This is a genomic window from Peribacillus aracenensis (assembly GCF_025175645.1).
GTDB lineage: Bacteria > Bacillota > Bacilli > Bacillales > DSM-1321 > Peribacillus > Peribacillus aracenensis.
Map to the genome: position 1 here is coordinate 43,021 of NZ_JANZMJ010000011.1, position 15,321 is coordinate 58,341.

A 15,321-nucleotide genomic window follows, 5' to 3' on the forward strand; every position below is an offset into this window, starting at 1 on the left:
CGGTAATTTTTCATTTGGCAAATATACTTTTATTATTTTAATCAAATTAAGCTTTAATGGCCCAAATTTACCGATCGCTCGGTGCCCGCTATGGCTGCCTTTTAGTTTTTTCTACGATTAAGATACAGCAATGCCTAAAAAAAGAGCGGAAGTTCCGCTCTTCATATTACTTGGTAAGGGCGTGTTCGACTTTTATGCATCGATTCATGATGACAGTATATCCTTTTTCTTTCAAAAAATTATAGGCTTCTTCATTTTCCACCCCAAGCTGCGCCCAAAAGATATCTGCATCGATTTCTGCAAATTCCTTGGCTATCTCCGGTAGGAACTCTGAACGGCGGAAAACATTGACGATATCGACGTGCCCTTCAATATCTTTCAGAGCTTTAACTGCCTTTACACCCAGCACTTCAGATATAGCAGGGTTTACCGGGATGATTTCATATCCGCTTTCCTGCATGGCCTTTGATACCATATAAGAAGTACGCTCAGGGTTATTAGATAAACCAACGACAGCGATGCGCTTAGATTTTTTTAACATCTTACCCATTTCTTCCCTGCTCGGATTTTCTATCATTCATTTCAATCCCCTTTATAATAAAATGTAATATTTGACTAAAGAGTATTCCTAACAAAGGTATCTACAGACAAAAGCTGTTTATTACCATTATTAAGAAAAACCATTATACAAGAAAGAAAAAGTTTCGAAAAGGCATGACTCACTTAACTTTCTTATGTTCATACAGACTACCACGTATTGTAACAATTTATACAAAGAGGCATCCTTCATTTATATTGACGAAAATAAGGAAGGCTAAACCTTTCACCCTTCATGAACTTAACGTATATCAAAAGATGTAAGTTCATCAAGGAATATTCATTTTTTTAATGGATTTTTTTTGGACAACCGTACCATTTTGTCACGAAAATGTTACAATAAGAGAAGCTTAACAGGTATTTTAAGGCTGTTTTTAGCTATTTCTACACGTTTATTTTTGAAAAAGGGATTAATCGACCCTTAAACGTGATAAAAAAAGAAGATTTTTCTTAAAAGAAAGGGTAATAGAATGCTTACATTTATCACTATACTGGCTGCCTACCTGATCGGCTCGATTCCTTCCGGTTTAATAATTGGTAAAACATTTTACAAAATCGACATCCGGGAGCATGGCAGTAAAAATCTGGGCGGGACAAATACCTTCAGGACACTTGGTGTCAAGGCAGGGCTAACCGTTACTATCATGGATATACTTAAGGGTACCCTAGCAACTTATCTGCCGTATATGCTAGGCGTGGACATGCATTTATTGCTAGCCGGAGTTATTGCGGTCATCGGTCATATGTTTCCCATTTTTGCAAATTTTCGGGGCGGAAAAGCGGTGGCAACTTCTGCTGGTGTCATTCTTGCTTATGAACCTTGGTTTTTTGTCTTTGCCGTCATCATTTTCTTTATATCCTTATACATATCCAAATATGTCTCGCTTTCATCCATGATTGCTTGTCTTCTTGCTCTCATCTACAGTTTAGTTTTCCATATTGATGATCCGGCGCTCATTATTGTAATCAGTTTAATAACGATCTTCATTTTTTATCGGCATCGCGCAAACATCAAGCGAATTATCGATAAAACTGAACCGAAGGTAAAGTGGTTGTAAGATCAAAGTGAAAATAGGCCCTTATGCATGGGCCTATTTTCCATTCTGCAATTCATTAGCCGTGTTTTTCAGGATTCAGGATACCGGCATGCCTTGAAACCTTTTCAGTATCGTTTCCGATTTCCGGAATGTTTGACACTAATCCCTGAATTCCCATTTCCTTTTCTGCAGAATCGGTTATATTCCCTTTGATAACCCCGATCATTTCATTAAAAATATTTTCTCTTGACTCCAATTCTTTCTCTCCTGCTTGTACCGCTTCCTTGACCCTTGGGATGGAATCAACAAAATCTTTCATTTATTTATTTGATGTTTGCACGATTGCATCTATTTCAGCTATCGTTTTTTTAGTCTGTTCTGCAAGTTTCCTGACCTCATTTGAAACAACTGCAAATCCATCATGTTCGCCTGCACGTGGCGCCTTGATGGCTGAGTTCAATGATAGTAAATTTGCCTGGTAGTCTAAACCCTGTACAAGCTTAACAAACTCGGTAATGCTTAGGAAAAACTGGTTTAATAAAACGAGATTTTCTTCAACATTTTTCATGAAGATAACAAGGTTTGTATCTTTTCCGTTAGGATCTCTGCATAAGATTCTGCCCCTCTTCAGCCAATGTTTTGGAACAAAGTGATTGTTCAGCGCGCGTTGCGCTCTGCATTTTGACATATTGACCGCTTTCTATCCATTACTTAACGGAAGCAATGGATGAATGGTCAAGTAAGGATTGAATAATTGTAGAACAGAGGCTACACTGGAACTAACTATTAAATACCGTTAGGAGAAAGTGCCATGAAACCATTGCAAATATCACCGGAAACCGCATTAAAGTTATCCAAGTCACTAAATTTGCCTTTAGAGCAAATCATGCATATGCCTACACCCGTCTTGCTGAGAAAGCTTGCCGAAGCAGAAGCAAAAGAAAATACAAAATAGCTGCAGAGGAATCTGCAGCTATTTTTGTGCGTACTCATATGTGTGCGAAACGGCCTTTCGGAGTATATCTTCAAAGGCGCTCCATCCTGCCCATTGATTTTGAACTGAGCAATACCCAATTTCGCCGTATAAATATTTCCTTTTCAGCCCTTCTAAGGAAACCTGCCGCTATCTTTTATAATGTAATTAACCATCAGTTTGAGCTGTTCGAAACATCTCATCTCCGTACTCCCTTTTGCAGCTCCGTTTCCACAAATCAGCATCTCCAGATGGTATTTTGCTTTTAGCTTTAAAATTTTCCGTATTTTGCTTACCCTATACCAATTCCCCGAATATTCCAGGCATCAAAATAGGCAAAAAACCGCACTTGGGCGGTTTTCAATTGGTAAAAATCAATTCTTTTGCAAAATCAGGCAATGGCTTCTTTTTGACTGATATTAAGTGTTCATTTTCATAGGTACAGGCAAATTGTAGTGATGGTTCATCCTGTAATATATCTTTTAGATAATGCTTTATGTTGGACACAACTTCATTTGACTCCAAAACCCATTTAAATGGCTTCCAGGCAAGTTCCCCTTCATCACAGGCAGATAGTCTGCCCCCAGCATCTTCAGCTCGGTAAACATACATTCCGCCCGTCTGATTCCATGTCACGATCCCTCGAAAGGCCATCCCCTTTACCTTCAATCCAGTTTCTTCAAGAATTTCCCGTTCCATCGATTCATCGATGGTTTCACCTTGTTCTATTTTCCCACCTATACCATTCCATTTATGCCTATTCGGATTCTTTTGGCGAAATAGCATCAACACTTCAACTTCGTTGGATCTTTTTCGAGTTATGAAACAAATATTATATATAATATCCATGGTTGTTTCCTTTCTGAAACGCACATTATTCGCATCTATTTCATAATTACTTTATACTTTAATAACGAACCTCTAGGAAGGAGAATTAGTATGAAACTGACCATTTCCGATCAAGCAGCCAAGTGGTATATTGATGAGCTGGGGCTTCAAGAAGGCTCTCATTTGCGCTTTTATGTAAGATATGGCGGGCATAGTACCGTCCAAAGCGGCTTTTCATTAGGTATCATGCAAGAAGAACCTGAAACAGCAGCAGCAGTAACAACTATGAATGAAATTAATTTTTATGTAGAAGAAAAAGATTTATGGTACTTTGATGATCATGATTTACTCATTACTTTTAATGAAAAACTGACTGAACCAGAATTCCATTATGAAAAAAGTGCCTGACAATAAAGCAGCGGTGTTAACTGCTGTTTTTTCTTGTTCAATCGAGCAGGCGCTCTTTTATATCTTCCGCCCTTAAAATTTCCGCTTGCTTGTCCCCTAAAAGATCGAAATGAGAATAGCCATCCTTCCTGTGGTGAATCCATTCTTTTTTTAGACCGTATTTCTTACCCCACTCCGATAAACGCAGTAAATCTTTGCATCCCACTTTAGTAACCGTCTTGCAGCCAGGAAATCGGTCATCCAGCCAATAATGAGTTAAAAAAGCTATTTGACCTTGATCTATTTTCTGCTTCCAGGCTACTACGTCTCCCCGTTTAATCCCAAAAGCCATTTCTTGATCACCTCAATAAATATTATTAATCCAATTCATCCTGCTTTTTATTTTTCTCATAGGCCTCATGCCATTCAGGATACATGCGTTTAATGGATATTGGGCGGAAGCTCTCCTTTTTAACGCATACGTGAGAAGAATGACCTGTAGCCGCCACTTCATTTTTCCCATTAACGATCTCATACCCATAAATGACCCGTAAGCCGTCATACTTTTCAATCCAGGTTTTAACTTTTACCTTATCACCATATCTAACCGGGGTTTTATACGAAGCCTGAATATCCATAACAGGTGAGATGATGCCATCCGCTTCCATATCAGCATAATGAAATCCTAAATCATTTATCAACTTTGTCCTGCCCAGTTCCATCCATATCAAATAATTCGCATGGTAAACAACACCCATTTGATCTGTCTCTGCATACCGCACTTCAATTTCGTTTTCAGCTATGAACATTTTGTTTCCCCACTTTCATTTCTATTGCAATAAACATTCTACCATAACAAATGCGCAATTTTCATTTAAGCTGTCTTGATTGACTGCCCCTGCCATGAAAAACTAAAAATAAAGAGGAGAAAGATTTTGCGCCTCTTTCTCCCCTTTACTTAGTTGTTTACATATTATCGTTACTATAACCGCTTTCCCGTGCTTCTTGCTCATCTTGCATTTCTTCCTTCATTCCTTCAATGCTCTTTCTTCTTCGGTCATTTTTGGCCTCAATTGCCTGTTTCTCCACACCTGAAGAGAATGATAACGTTTCATTTGCAGCGGTTATGTTTTCTTCTGTATTTTGAATTGCATCCTGAATTTTTTCAACATTATCCAAACGGTTATCCTGATTGTGTTTATTTGAGCCCATTATATTTTCACCTCATGATTTTTTATTTACATAATATTATTACGATCACTTTAGTATAACTTGATTATTCGCCTTTAGTTTGAATGACCTGAGGATGTTTCCCGGATTTGTCCTGCATTTTCTTACCGTTATTCCCACCCGCTGCTATTGGTTGTGTCCCTAAATGGCTCGGTCTAAAGTGTTTGGAATCTTTTTTTGGATTACCCATTCTATCGCCTCCTTCTCTTATCATGGATAAAAAAGAGGAAATTCATGAATGCCAGTTTTTGAAAAAGCCATGAAAAAAGAGCCAGCACTTTGAAGGGACCTTAATGGCACTGGCTCTTTTTAATATATCTTGCAAAACTTATTCAGCCTTTTGCATATGTTTTTTTTCAAGACGTTCCTCAATTCTCTCCATTTGTTTAACGTCCATCAATAATTCCTTTTTGTTTTCTTTTATTAATTCTTCAAATGTCCTTTTTCTTTTTTTCATGCTTTTCACCTACTTATTTTAATATACTATTCAGTATTGCCAAATTAACGTAAAATTATGACTATATGGTTTCCGTCCTTAAAATTGTCATAATTATCAGATTTTTAAATCCGATTAAGTTCCATTTCTCCACTCTTTATACTTTAACCCTTTTTCCATAAATAATAACCATAATTTTTTAAATTTTTAGATTTTCTAATTAAATTTTGACAACTTTGTTAACATACGATAAAACGGAACCTCATAAAGGTCCCGTCCAACTGTAGTCTAATTTCGGTAAAAAGCCAATTGACCCACCTTTTTGTTTTGAAAAAACGTTCCCGTTGTTTTTCAGATATCTGCTCCCTTACCGCCGCCTGTGCCAAGTGACGCTAATTTCTTCCATTCTGAAAGTACTTCATAAAGTTTCTCTTACTGCATACTACTGCATACTATTTATATTTCGTTCCATATCTTTAAGTTGCATGGCTGAAATTACCTTATTCCTGATAATGCCTTCTTTGTCTATGAAGTAAGTTGTTGGAATGCTAAGAATCCTGTAACGCTCATTCACTGGATTCTTGGCACTTTGACTGTCCAGAGGAATTGTAAAAGTAATTCCATTATCCTCTACAAATGCTTGTACATCGTTTTCGGGGTCAATATTGACGGCTAGGACGACCACATCATCACCAGCTTGCTGCGCATATTTCTCCATATCCGGCATTTCCTTCTTGCAAGGCGGACACCACGTTGCCCAAAAATTCAACATTACCTTTTTACCCTTATAATCAGATAATTCAACTTGTTTCCCATCCAAAGTTTTCAGGGAGAAATTCGGTGCTTTAGCTCCAATTTCCAATCCGCCCAAAGCATCTTTTTCGTCATTTCCCTTCGGTTCATTATCCATTGCCTGCACGATCGCTACCGTAATAAGTGATAGTAAGGCCACCGAAGCAATAATTTTTTTAAGCATACTCGTCCTCCTAGTCCCATTACAATACAAATATTAGTCCATTCCCAGAAATAGAACAACTTCCCTATTCCATCTTAACAATAAAAGGACATCCGGAAAAGTGTAATTCATTCAAATCATATCATGATATCGCTTTGTTTCAAAAACTTGACACACAAAAAAGCGGTAAACCTGACAAGTAGGTTTACCGCTTCCTAAAAGCTGAAATTAGCCTTTTAATTTATTACGTAATACCATTTGAAGGATACCACCGTGACGGTAGTAGTCGATTTCGATTTCGGAATCGAAACGAACAAGCACATCAAATTCTTTTACGTTTCCAGCTTCATCAGTAGCTGTAACTGTTACGATATCACGAGGTTTAACTGTTTCGTCGATTTTAACTGCGATCGCTTCTTTACCAGTCAATCCAAGCGTTTCAGCGTTTTCGCCTTCTTTGAATTGAAGTGGAAGAACACCCATCAATGCAAGGTTAGAACGGTGAATACGTTCAAAGCTTTCAGCGATGACTGTTTTGATGCCAAGAAGGTTAGTACCTTTCGCAGCCCAGTCACGAGAGCTTCCCATACCATAGTCTTTACCAGCGATGACTGCAAGACCTGTGCCATCAGCTTTATATTTCATACAAGCATCATAGATAGCCATTACATCGCCTGTTGGCCAGTAAGTTGTGAATCCACCTTCTGTACCTGGAGCAACTTGGTTACGGATACGGATGTTTGCGAACGTTCCGCGCATCATCGCTTCATGGTTACCACGACGAGAACCGTAAGAGTTAAAGTCACGCGGTTTCACACCGTTTTCACGAAGGTAGATACCAGCTGGTGTATCTTTACCGATTGCACCTGCAGGAGAAATGTGGTCAGTTGTAACTGAGTCACCGAATTTACCAACTACACGCAAACCGGAAAGTGGGTTAACTGAACCAGGTTCTGGTGATAATCCTTCAAAGAATGGAGGATTTTGAATGTATGTTGATTTAGAATCGAAAGCATAAATCGCTTCGTTGCTAGTTTGGATTTCGTTCCAACGTTTGTTATCGTTGAATACTGTTTCGTATTCTTTACGGAATAACTCAGGTGTAACTGTTGATTTAACAGCAGCGTTAACTTCTTCTTGTGAAGGCCAGATGTCAGCAAGGTATACATCGTTACCGTCTTTGTCTTTACCAAGTGAATCGTTGTTTAGATCAAAGTCCACAGTTCCAGCAAGAGCATAAGCTACAACCAAAGTAGGAGAAGCTAGATAGTTTGCTTTCACAAGTGGGTGAATACGCCCTTCAAAGTTACGGTTACCTGAAAGCACTGATGTTACCAGTAGATCTGCATCAGCAACAGCTGCTTCGATTTCGTCAGCCAATGGACCTGAGTTACCGATACATGTAGTACAACCGTAACCAACCACGTTGAATCCTAATTGGTCAAGGTATGGTTGAAGACCAGCATCACGAAGGTAGCCAGTAACAACTTTAGAACCTGGTGCCAATGATGTTTTTACATAATCTGGAACAGTTAGGCCTTTTTCAACTGCTTTTTTAGCAATAAGACCCGCTCCAAGCATTACATATGGGTTAGAAGTGTTCGTACAGCTTGTGATTGCAGCAATTGCAATCGCACCTGTTTTCATTACCGTTTCTTTACCATCGGCAAATTTAACAGTTACTTCTTTATCCAATTCAGAATTGTCCATGCCGAAACCTTGGTTGCCCATAGGTGCATTGATAGCGTCATGGAAAGATTTTTTCATTTGAGAAAGTGGAATCAAATCTTGCGGGCGTTTAGGGCCTGAAAGGTTTGGTTCAATTGCTGAAAGGTCGATTTCCACAACATCATTGTATGCTGGATCTTCGTTTTCAGGAGAGTAGAACAATCCATTTTCTTTGCAGTATGATTCAACCACTTTAATTTGTTTTTCATCACGGCCTGTTAAGCGCATGTAATCGATCGCTTCTGCATCAACAGGGAAGAAACCAACTGTAGCACCGTATTCTGGAGCCATGTTAGCGATTGTTGCACGGTCAGCAAGTGGAAGGTATCCTACTCCTGGGCCGTAGAACTCAACGAATTTACCAACTACGCCGTGTGCACGAAGAACTTGTGTTACTTTCAATGCAAGGTCAGTAGCCGTTGTACCTTTAGGAAGTTCGCCAGTCAGTTTAACACCAACCACTTTTGGAACTGGGAAGTAAGAAGGCTGTCCAAGCATGCCTGCTTCTGCTTCGATACCGCCGACACCCCAACCAAGAACACCAATACCGTTGATCATTGTAGTATGTGAATCTGTACCGAAAACAGAATCAGGGAATACTTCGAAGTCGCCGTTTGGAGTTTCAACAGCATGAACCACGTTTGCAAGGTACTCTAGGTTGACTTGGTGAACGATACCAGTTGCCGGTGGAACTGCACGATAGTTGTTGAATGATTTTTGAGCCCAGCTTAGGAACTGGTAACGCTCTGCATTACGTTCGAATTCAAGATCCATATTGGCATCAAGGGAATCCATTGTACCTGCTTTATCAACTTGTACAGAGTGGTCAATTACAAGGTCAACCGGGATTTCCGGGTTGATTTTGTCAGGGTCCCCACCAAGTGCTGCGAAAGCATTACGTAAAGAAGCTAAGTCAACAACAACTGGAACACCAGTGAAATCTTGAAGGATTACACGTGATGGTTTGAACGGAACATCTATATCTTGTTGCTCGCTTGTTCCCCATTTAGCAAGGTTCGCAACGTGTTCTTTTGTGATTACTCTTCCGTCCACTTGGCGAAGTACCGCTTCAAGTAATACTTTAATGGAATATGGAAGGCGTGATACTTTGCCGTCCCCTGCTTTTTCAATAGCGTCTAAGCTGTAGTAGTTGTAGCGTTGCCCATCAATCTCAAAGGACTTACGCGCTTGGTATACGTCATTTTTCGTCATGAATATTACCCCCTATTAAACTGTCAGAACTTATTCTGCACATAAAAGTAAAACCTGGTTCACTGAAACCATGTTTACTATAAATATAAGTAAAAAAGTTAGTTTGTCGAATTTTCTCTCTCTTCTCCCACCCTAACTCTTCCTTCAACTTAATACTAATATAGAAATGAGTATAAGTAAATAACAAGAAAGTTATTGTTTTTGATAAGTTTCTCTTATAGAAAAAAATTCCCCACATATTAAAATGCATTTAGGAAGCCTTGCCCATATGCATTTTATTGAAAATACCCCAATTTGCAGCCTGATAAATTATTCCAGCAAAACATATTAGTACTTCATACATAATCATTCAACATTATCGCATTCTATGGGTGGAGGTGTCGAAATGACAAAACAAAAGTCAAATCATGTTATTCCAGGTATGAATGCTGCAAAAGCGCAAGGTAATGGAGCAGGTTACAATGATGAACTGGGAAATGAACCGCCATTATCGGAAATGCAAAGGCAAAATAATAAAAAAAGAAAGAAAAACCAATGATTTCCCTCATTTCTAGGCTTTAAATCGGATAGGCTTTTTGAAATGGCAGATGTACTGCATTTTTCAAAAAGCCTATTCCATTCTAAAATCAGGAAACGCATAAGTGAAACGCGAAATACTCACGATGATGGAACCTGCCACTCAATAGTCCTCTGAATTGACCTCATTGACGATTGCCTGAATATCCTGTTCGAATTTTTTCAATTGTTCTTTCTGGTGTTCGGAAGCGGTGACTAGTGCAGATTGTATTTGCTGATAGGCCTCGTTCACTTCCTGCTTCACATGTTTCAATTCCGTTCCGTAATTCGGTGCGCTCTTCTCAATCGATGAGTATACATCAAATACTTGTTGATAACTTTGCTGGGCTTCCTGGAAAGTCCTTCGCTTATCTTGTTTATCCTGCATTTGGTTCAGCTCCTTATTTAGTGTCCATCCATAGCATGTACGAGGTTTGCAAATATATGTATGTGAATAAAATTTCACGGACTGATTATCTTAAGAGATAGGAGGGATCGCACATGAACAAAAACGATGGTAAAGATATTCGAAAAAATGCACCTAAAGGAAATAACCCAGGTCAGCCTGCACCGTTAAGCGGTTCTCATAAGGTGAAAAATAGACAGCACTCCCGTCAGAAGCACAATAGCAGTCATGATATGTAGGCTGCTTAAATAATTGTTCCAAAAAAAGCGGTGCCGCCCGGAAAAGGCAGACACCGCTTTCGTTTTATGTTTGTGAAGCACATAAATCACAAAAGGAATTTTCGATTTCTTCCTATTATAAGGGCCACTGATTTTAGCGTTTTAAGTCTTTGTCATTCCATGATTACAGTTCAGCCAATATAACGATGATATAACGTTTTTGCTTCGGAAATATCTTTTGTTCCATGAATCAACGCCCGCCCATCTTTAAAAACGACCAACCGATGGGTTCCGATCGTAAATGAAAGTAAATAAGGGTTCCTGACGATCTTACCACCTTGTGCGAGAAGATTTTTTTCGATTTCCGCTAAGTCTCTATCAAGATTCATCGCCGGCCGAATCTGTACAGAATCCCTTCCGCATAAAACGGCTGTTTTCGTTCGATTTGAATAGGAGAGATGGGGGTACGTTCGATTTACCCCGCATGACAAACAAGAATCTTTTTTTAATTGCGCTACATTTATGGATGAATATTCATTTTTCCAAAGATCAAATGAAACGATTTTGTTTCTTAGTGATTCAAAATCTTCCACAAGGATTTTCAATGCTTCCGCCAGTTGATGGGCAACGACCGTTTGAACAGCAGGGCTGATGATTCCCGCCGTATCACATGTCAGTCCTCCAATTGGAACCGTTTCCAGCAAACAATTCAAACATGGTGTCGCCTCTGGGATCATCGTGTAACTTATCCCATAACTCCCTACACAGGCCCCGTAAATCCAAGGTATATTATATTTTTGCGCAGTATCGTTTATAAGCATCCTGGTATCGAAATTATCTGTGGCATCCAATATTAGATCCACGCCTTCAACAAGCTTAGACAATTCATCAACCGAGACATCCGCCACTTGCGATTTTACGATAACGTCCGAATTTAGCGCAGTCAAACGATTCTTTGCTGCCACTGCTTTCGGTATCCTTTTTTTAGCATCATCTTCACAATAAAGCTGTTGTCTTTGAAGGTTGCTCCACTCTACATAATCTCTATCCACAATGGTGAGCTTCCCAATTCCTGCTCGTACAAGACCTTCTGCACTTCCCGTACCGAGAGCACCCGCTCCAATCACCAAAACGTGTTTTTTGCGAATTTTCAATTGCCCTTCTTCCCCTATGGGGCCAAAAAGTTCTTGACGTGAATAACGTTCATTCATCCAATGCTCAATCCTTCAACTGGGCTGCTTGCTATCGCGTAATCATTTTTCGCGATTCTTCCTGCTTCATACCCTAATCGACCTGCCTCAATGGCAAGTTTCATTGCTTTCGCCATTTTGACGGGGTCTTTTGCTCCGGAAACAGCAGTGTTAAGCAATACACCATCCGCCCCTAACTCCATGGCGATTGCCGCATCGGAGGGCGTTCCAATCCCTGCATCGACAATTACAGGTACCTCAGATTGTTCCATGATGAAGCGTAAGTTCAGTGGGTTTATAATGCCTTGACCAGAGCCAATTGGTGAAGCGCCAGGCATGATTGCATGGCACCCCACTTCTTCCAGGCGCTTAGCGAGCAACACGTCATCAGAAGTATAGGGTAATACGGTGAATCCCAGTTTCACTAATTCTTCAGCAGCTTTTAAGGTTTCAATCGGATCAGGCAGCAGTGTTTTTTGACAGCCAATGACTTCTACCTTAATCATGTCACATAAGCCAGATGCCTTTGCAAGTTGGGCTATGCGCACTGCCTCTTTGGCAGTTTTAGCTCCTGCTGTATTGGGAAGGAGTGTGTATTTTTTTAAATCAAGCTTTTCTAAAAAATTGGGCTGACTGGCTTCAAAAATATTCATTCTCCGGACCGCAAATGTTAATATTTCCGTCTCCGAAACCTCCACTGATTGCTTTTGAACATCGAAGTTTGGATACTTTCCTGTACCTAATAACAATCTTGAAGAAAATTCATAAGAACCTATCTTTAACATATCATCCGCCTCCTACAAAATGTACAATCTCTACCTTGTCTCCATTTGACAAAATTGTTTCACTTAGACTTTCTTTTGCCAATATTTCATCATTCAATTCAACGATCACCACTTTTTGATGTAAATCAAAGTGTTGCAAAAGCCCTGTAACTGTTGATTCATCAGCAGGAATCCTTATTTTTTCCCCGTTAATAATCAATTCCAATTCATCCACCTCCATTATGAAAAAAGAGTCTGTGTCGAACGATCCAATCGAAAATCGGACCATTCGGCATTTGTCTTCCTTTCTAAAAGATCAGCAATAAGTACACCTGTAATTGGAGAAAGCAGGATGCCATTCCTGTAGTGCCCCGTTGCAATGAAAAGTCCTTTGCATCCTGGATGTTCACCAAAGTACGGCAAGCCGTCCCCAGTTTGGGGGCGTATACCTGCCCATGTCTTTTCCAATTCGGTTCCTTTAATCGCCGGAAGCAATTGCGTTGCCTTTTCTATTAACGTAGAAATCCCGTCAAGACTTACCTTTTGATCGAAAGTGTTCGCTTTAACCGTTGCCCCGACAATGATCCTTCCGCCAATTTTGGGTACAAGATAACAGCCATGTGAGAAGATTGTCTTTTCAAGCAATGGACGATCGGTCCGGACGGAAAAGCACTCACCCTTTACTGGATAACTGTCGAGTCCCATCCCTGATTTTTCAAGGAGAAAAGCACTCCAAGCCCCACCTGCCACGATGACATTTTCACTTGAAAATCCACCTATGTTCGTGACCACTCCCGTCACACATCCGTTTTCCGTAACTAAATCGGAGACATGAACGAATTCCTTTATGTCTACACCAAGGGCAGCTGCAGATTCAGTAAAAGCGAGCGATAGCCTAGTGGCAGAAACTTGTCCATCCTTCGGAATGAACATGCCCCCCTTAATCCCATCCGATAGAAGCGGTTCCATTTTCCTCATTTCGGCAGTGGATAGCCATTCAGCCTCAAGTCCCGCATCTTGCTGGACTCTGATCATGTTCTTCAACTCGGCTACCTGATCATTCGTTAGCGCCACCTTAAACATGCCCTTGTTCACTAATTCGATGTCTATTCCACTAATGTCTTTTAATTCTTCCGCCAGTGCAGGAAACATCCCTCTGCTTTGGCTTGCCAATGTAAAAAGCGGGTTATCAGCATCCAACTCGGATTGTGCCCCTAACATCCCGGCTGCAGCACTGGATGCTTTACTGGCGAGTCTATCTTTTTCCAATAAAAGGACCTTTTTGCCTCGTTTGGCTAATTGAAAAGCAATGGATCCACCTATTACTCCTCCCCCAACAATGATTGCATCATATATGGAATTCATCTTATGTCTCCTTCCCCAAAGACTTCGAATATTCTTTAACGGCTTTAATCGGATTTTCAGCTTCAAGCACACCTGACATGACGGCAATTCCGCGTGCCCCCGCATCCAGTACGACTTGGCAATTGAAAGGTGTTATTCCGCCTATCGCAATTATCGGAAGATTGACATTTCTTGTGATTGCATGAAGCTCCTTAACTCCCTTAGGAGGAAGTCCGATTTTTGAATCCGTTTCAAAAACATGTCCATAAATCGCGTAATTGGCTCCTTTGCTGAATGCGGCTTTCGCTTCATCCATGGAATGGATCGAACAGCCAATATTCATCCCTGGAAAAGCTCCTTTTACGACTCCCGCATCTAAACTATGAAAAGCCAATTGCACACCAAATACTTTGTGTACCCAGGCTACATCCATCCGGTCATTAATGACGATCTTAGAAAGCGGAATCTTATTATCATGTAATAGGGTCACTGCTCGATAGAGTTCCGATGCACTCATTTGCTTTTCCCTTAGATAAAAGAAATCAACATGTTCCTGAATGTTTGAAGCGATCTCGACAAACTTTTCAATTGGCTGTTTCCCAGTAGAAATAATATGCAATTCATGTGCATTCATACTAAGAACCCCTAACTAGTAAAATTACAATCTCATAAAATCAAATAGATACTAATGGGAATTGAATCGATAGATAAAAGCCGGCCAACAGCAGGATGATAAAATACAAAATGAAACCATGATCCTTTTTTGAAAACCCAAATTCATAATAGTATGTTCGATTCCGAGTGTCTGTAAATCGCTTTGCCTCCATCGCAACCGCGATTCGGTGAGCACGTCTGATGCTTCCGGATAACAACGGGATGGAATAGGCTTTCATCTTAAAATATACCGATCTTATCCCTTTTCCCCTTTCGAAACCGCGTACCTTCATCGCGTTTCGTATCGTTTGGAACTCCTCCATCATGATGGGAATCAGCCTTAATGCCGCCATGAAACTATAGGCATATTTCGGTTTAAGCTTCACTTGCTGCATTAACGAATAAAACAAGTTCACTGGCCTTGTCGTTAAGGAAAAAGTTAAACCAAGGGCCGCAAAGAACAAAGCTCGAAAGCCTACAAGTATTCCCCTCATGAAACTTTCTTCCGTTATCGATATTAGGCCCCACTCAAACCAGAGCGTCTTACCTTGCCCGAATAATATCATTGCGGAAGAGGTGGATATAAAAATGAAACAAAAGGGAATCGATAAAAGTAAGATTCGTTTTATCGAATGCCCGGTAAAAAACAAAAATAAAAGTAATACGCCAATGGTGATATTCATCATATAATTCAGGTCATGAATGAATAACGCCACGATGCATAACACAATCAGTACACCAAGTTTAAGGCTTGGATTAATTCTATGGAGCCATGTTTCTGTATTTGAAACATTCATCTACATGACA

The 15,321-nt window shown here is 40.0% G+C and carries 22 protein-coding genes and 1 pseudogene; 5 read left to right on the forward strand and 18 right to left on the reverse strand.

The features are described 5' to 3' along the window. Positions 1 to 166: 166 nt before the first annotated feature. Positions 167 to 577 carry a CoA-binding protein gene (locus tag N0M92_RS12945; protein WP_098371897.1) on the reverse strand — a complete coding sequence of 137 codons (411 nt, stop codon included), beginning with the start codon at positions 575 to 577 and terminating at the stop codon, positions 167 to 169. A gap of 490 nt (positions 578 to 1,067) precedes the next feature. Here N0M92_RS12945 and plsY point away from each other — a divergent pair, with 490 nt between their 5' ends. Beyond that, entirely contained in the window at positions 1,068 to 1,655 is a 588-nt protein-coding gene (gene plsY, locus N0M92_RS12950; RefSeq protein ID WP_260286133.1) for a glycerol-3-phosphate 1-O-acyltransferase PlsY, read from the forward strand. A 55-nt stretch (positions 1,656 to 1,710) separates the two neighbouring features. Here the strand turns inward: plsY and N0M92_RS12955 are convergent, their stop codons facing one another. Further along, entirely contained in the window at positions 1,711 to 1,890 is a 180-nt protein-coding gene (locus N0M92_RS12955) for a hypothetical protein (protein WP_260286134.1), read from the reverse strand. Positions 1,891 to 1,991: 101 nt separating this feature from the next. After that, positions 1,992 to 2,322, reverse strand: a pseudogene (locus N0M92_RS12960) (methyl-accepting chemotaxis protein); the annotation flags it as partial. Positions 2,323 to 2,445: 123 nt separating this feature from the next. On the opposite strand from N0M92_RS12960, the gene N0M92_RS12965 reads away from it, so the two are divergent. Beyond that, complete coding sequence (locus N0M92_RS12965; RefSeq protein ID WP_098371894.1) at positions 2,446 to 2,589, forward strand: YycC family protein; 144 nt, start codon at positions 2,446 to 2,448, stop codon at positions 2,587 to 2,589. Positions 2,590 to 2,967: 378 nt separating this feature from the next. Here N0M92_RS12965 and N0M92_RS12970 read toward each other — a convergent pair whose 3' ends face one another. Continuing rightward, on the reverse strand, positions 2,968 to 3,456 hold the full coding sequence (locus tag N0M92_RS12970) for an NUDIX hydrolase (protein ID WP_260286135.1): 489 nt from the start codon (positions 3,454 to 3,456) through the stop codon (positions 2,968 to 2,970). A gap of 90 nt (positions 3,457 to 3,546) precedes the next feature. Between N0M92_RS12970 and N0M92_RS12975 the strand changes: the two genes are divergently transcribed. Then, positions 3,547 to 3,843 (forward strand): HesB/YadR/YfhF family protein, encoded by a 297-nt coding sequence (locus N0M92_RS12975; RefSeq protein WP_098371891.1) that lies wholly within the window; start codon positions 3,547 to 3,549, stop codon positions 3,841 to 3,843. A gap of 37 nt (positions 3,844 to 3,880) precedes the next feature. Here the strand turns inward: N0M92_RS12975 and N0M92_RS12980 are convergent, their stop codons facing one another. The 7 genes from N0M92_RS12980 to acnA all read right to left on the reverse strand — a co-directional run bounded on the left by N0M92_RS12980 (position 3,881) and on the right by acnA (position 9,383). Beyond that, positions 3,881 to 4,174 carry a hypothetical protein gene (locus N0M92_RS12980; protein ID WP_230302657.1) on the reverse strand — a complete coding sequence of 98 codons (294 nt, stop codon included), beginning with the start codon at positions 4,172 to 4,174 and terminating at the stop codon, positions 3,881 to 3,883. 25 nt (positions 4,175 to 4,199) lie between these two features. Continuing rightward, entirely contained in the window at positions 4,200 to 4,631 is a 432-nt protein-coding gene (locus N0M92_RS12985) for an acyl-CoA thioesterase (protein ID WP_260286136.1), read from the reverse strand. Positions 4,632 to 4,788: 157 nt separating this feature from the next. Further along, on the reverse strand, positions 4,789 to 5,034 hold the full coding sequence (tlp, locus tag N0M92_RS12990) for a small acid-soluble spore protein Tlp (RefSeq protein WP_260286137.1): 246 nt from the start codon (positions 5,032 to 5,034) through the stop codon (positions 4,789 to 4,791). A 64-nt stretch (positions 5,035 to 5,098) separates the two neighbouring features. Further along, complete coding sequence (locus tag N0M92_RS12995; protein WP_057275900.1) at positions 5,099 to 5,242, reverse strand: acid-soluble spore protein N; 144 nt, start codon at positions 5,240 to 5,242, stop codon at positions 5,099 to 5,101. A gap of 138 nt (positions 5,243 to 5,380) precedes the next feature. After that, entirely contained in the window at positions 5,381 to 5,509 is a 129-nt protein-coding gene (locus tag N0M92_RS13000) for an FbpB family small basic protein (RefSeq protein WP_192204573.1), read from the reverse strand. A 421-nt stretch (positions 5,510 to 5,930) separates the two neighbouring features. Then, complete coding sequence (locus N0M92_RS13005; protein WP_260286139.1) at positions 5,931 to 6,464, reverse strand: TlpA disulfide reductase family protein; 534 nt, start codon at positions 6,462 to 6,464, stop codon at positions 5,931 to 5,933. A 207-nt stretch (positions 6,465 to 6,671) separates the two neighbouring features. Beyond that, on the reverse strand, positions 6,672 to 9,383 hold the full coding sequence (gene acnA, locus N0M92_RS13010; RefSeq protein ID WP_260286140.1) for an aconitate hydratase AcnA: 2,712 nt from the start codon (positions 9,381 to 9,383) through the stop codon (positions 6,672 to 6,674). A gap of 385 nt (positions 9,384 to 9,768) precedes the next feature. Here acnA and sspO point away from each other — a divergent pair, with 385 nt between their 5' ends. After that, positions 9,769 to 9,921, forward strand: coding sequence for a small acid-soluble spore protein O (sspO, locus tag N0M92_RS13015; protein ID WP_260286141.1), 153 nt, complete (start codon positions 9,769 to 9,771; stop codon positions 9,919 to 9,921). A 141-nt stretch (positions 9,922 to 10,062) separates the two neighbouring features. Here sspO and N0M92_RS13020 read toward each other — a convergent pair whose 3' ends face one another. Then, on the reverse strand, positions 10,063 to 10,326 hold the full coding sequence (locus N0M92_RS13020) for a hypothetical protein (protein ID WP_048678629.1): 264 nt from the start codon (positions 10,324 to 10,326) through the stop codon (positions 10,063 to 10,065). Positions 10,327 to 10,439: 113 nt separating this feature from the next. Here N0M92_RS13020 and N0M92_RS13025 point away from each other — a divergent pair, with 113 nt between their 5' ends. Beyond that, complete coding sequence (locus N0M92_RS13025) at positions 10,440 to 10,583, forward strand: small acid-soluble spore protein P (RefSeq protein ID WP_083450736.1); 144 nt, start codon at positions 10,440 to 10,442, stop codon at positions 10,581 to 10,583. A gap of 170 nt (positions 10,584 to 10,753) precedes the next feature. On the opposite strand, the gene N0M92_RS13030 is transcribed toward N0M92_RS13025, so the two are convergent. The 6 genes from N0M92_RS13030 to N0M92_RS13055 are packed head-to-tail and all read right to left on the reverse strand — an operon-like array spanning position 10,754 to position 15,311. Beyond that, positions 10,754 to 11,773, reverse strand: coding sequence for a thiazole biosynthesis adenylyltransferase ThiF (locus N0M92_RS13030; protein ID WP_260286142.1), 1,020 nt, complete (start codon positions 11,771 to 11,773; stop codon positions 10,754 to 10,756). Further along, positions 11,770 to 12,537 (reverse strand): thiazole synthase, encoded by a 768-nt coding sequence (locus N0M92_RS13035; RefSeq protein WP_260286143.1) that lies wholly within the window; start codon positions 12,535 to 12,537, stop codon positions 11,770 to 11,772. Before N0M92_RS13035 ends, N0M92_RS13030 begins: the two co-directional genes overlap by 4 nt. A gap of 1 nt (position 12,538) precedes the next feature. Then, entirely contained in the window at positions 12,539 to 12,742 is a 204-nt protein-coding gene (thiS, locus tag N0M92_RS13040; RefSeq protein ID WP_260286144.1) for a sulfur carrier protein ThiS, read from the reverse strand. Between the two features lie 14 nt (positions 12,743 to 12,756). Then, positions 12,757 to 13,881: a glycine oxidase ThiO gene (thiO, locus tag N0M92_RS13045; protein ID WP_260286147.1), complete on the reverse strand. Its 1,125-nt coding sequence runs from the start codon at positions 13,879 to 13,881 to the stop codon at positions 12,757 to 12,759. 1 nt (position 13,882) lies between these two features. Continuing rightward, the gene (locus tag N0M92_RS13050; RefSeq protein WP_260286148.1) at positions 13,883 to 14,494 is read right to left on the reverse strand and encodes a DUF561 domain-containing protein; all 612 of its coding nucleotides are present in this window, start codon (positions 14,492 to 14,494) and stop codon (positions 13,883 to 13,885) included. A 40-nt stretch (positions 14,495 to 14,534) separates the two neighbouring features. Next, entirely contained in the window at positions 14,535 to 15,311 is a 777-nt protein-coding gene (locus N0M92_RS13055; protein ID WP_260286149.1) for an energy-coupling factor transporter transmembrane component T family protein, read from the reverse strand. Between the last annotated feature and the right edge of the window lie 10 nt (positions 15,312 to 15,321).

Bases quoted from the DNA above. Each gene is read 5' to 3' on its own strand.
- N0M92_RS12945 (WP_098371897.1), bottom strand. From the start codon at position 577: ATGATAGAAAATCCGAGCAGGGAAGAAATGGGTAAGATGTTAAAAAAA.
- plsY (WP_260286133.1), top strand. From the start codon at position 1,068: ATGCTTACATTTATCACTATACTGGCTGCCTACCTGATCGGCTCGATT.
- N0M92_RS12965 (WP_098371894.1), top strand. From the start codon at position 2,446: ATGAAACCATTGCAAATATCACCGGAAACCGCATTAAAGTTATCCAAG.
- N0M92_RS12970 (WP_260286135.1), bottom strand. From the start codon at position 3,456: ATGGATATTATATATAATATTTGTTTCATAACTCGAAAAAGATCCAAC.
- N0M92_RS12975 (WP_098371891.1), top strand. From the start codon at position 3,547: ATGAAACTGACCATTTCCGATCAAGCAGCCAAGTGGTATATTGATGAG.
- N0M92_RS12980 (WP_230302657.1), bottom strand. From the start codon at position 4,174: ATGGCTTTTGGGATTAAACGGGGAGACGTAGTAGCCTGGAAGCAGAAA.
- N0M92_RS12985 (WP_260286136.1), bottom strand. From the start codon at position 4,631: ATGTTCATAGCTGAAAACGAAATTGAAGTGCGGTATGCAGAGACAGAT.
- tlp (WP_260286137.1), bottom strand. From the start codon at position 5,034: ATGGGCTCAAATAAACACAATCAGGATAACCGTTTGGATAATGTTGAA.
- N0M92_RS12995 (WP_057275900.1), bottom strand. From the start codon at position 5,242: ATGGGTAATCCAAAAAAAGATTCCAAACACTTTAGACCGAGCCATTTA.
- N0M92_RS13000 (WP_192204573.1), bottom strand. From the start codon at position 5,509: ATGAAAAAAAGAAAAAGGACATTTGAAGAATTAATAAAAGAAAACAAA.
- N0M92_RS13005 (WP_260286139.1), bottom strand. From the start codon at position 6,464: ATGCTTAAAAAAATTATTGCTTCGGTGGCCTTACTATCACTTATTACG.
- acnA (WP_260286140.1), bottom strand. From the start codon at position 9,383: ATGACGAAAAATGACGTATACCAAGCGCGTAAGTCCTTTGAGATTGAT.
- sspO (WP_260286141.1), top strand. From the start codon at position 9,769: ATGACAAAACAAAAGTCAAATCATGTTATTCCAGGTATGAATGCTGCA.
- N0M92_RS13020 (WP_048678629.1), bottom strand. From the start codon at position 10,326: ATGCAGGATAAACAAGATAAGCGAAGGACTTTCCAGGAAGCCCAGCAA.
- N0M92_RS13025 (WP_083450736.1), top strand. From the start codon at position 10,440: ATGAACAAAAACGATGGTAAAGATATTCGAAAAAATGCACCTAAAGGA.
- N0M92_RS13030 (WP_260286142.1), bottom strand. From the start codon at position 11,773: ATGAATGAACGTTATTCACGTCAAGAACTTTTTGGCCCCATAGGGGAA.
- N0M92_RS13035 (WP_260286143.1), bottom strand. From the start codon at position 12,537: ATGTTAAAGATAGGTTCTTATGAATTTTCTTCAAGATTGTTATTAGGT.
- thiO (WP_260286147.1), bottom strand. From the start codon at position 13,881: ATGAATTCCATATATGATGCAATCATTGTTGGGGGAGGAGTAATAGGT.
- N0M92_RS13050 (WP_260286148.1), bottom strand. From the start codon at position 14,494: ATGAATGCACATGAATTGCATATTATTTCTACTGGGAAACAGCCAATT.
- N0M92_RS13055 (WP_260286149.1), bottom strand. From the start codon at position 15,311: ATGAATGTTTCAAATACAGAAACATGGCTCCATAGAATTAATCCAAGC.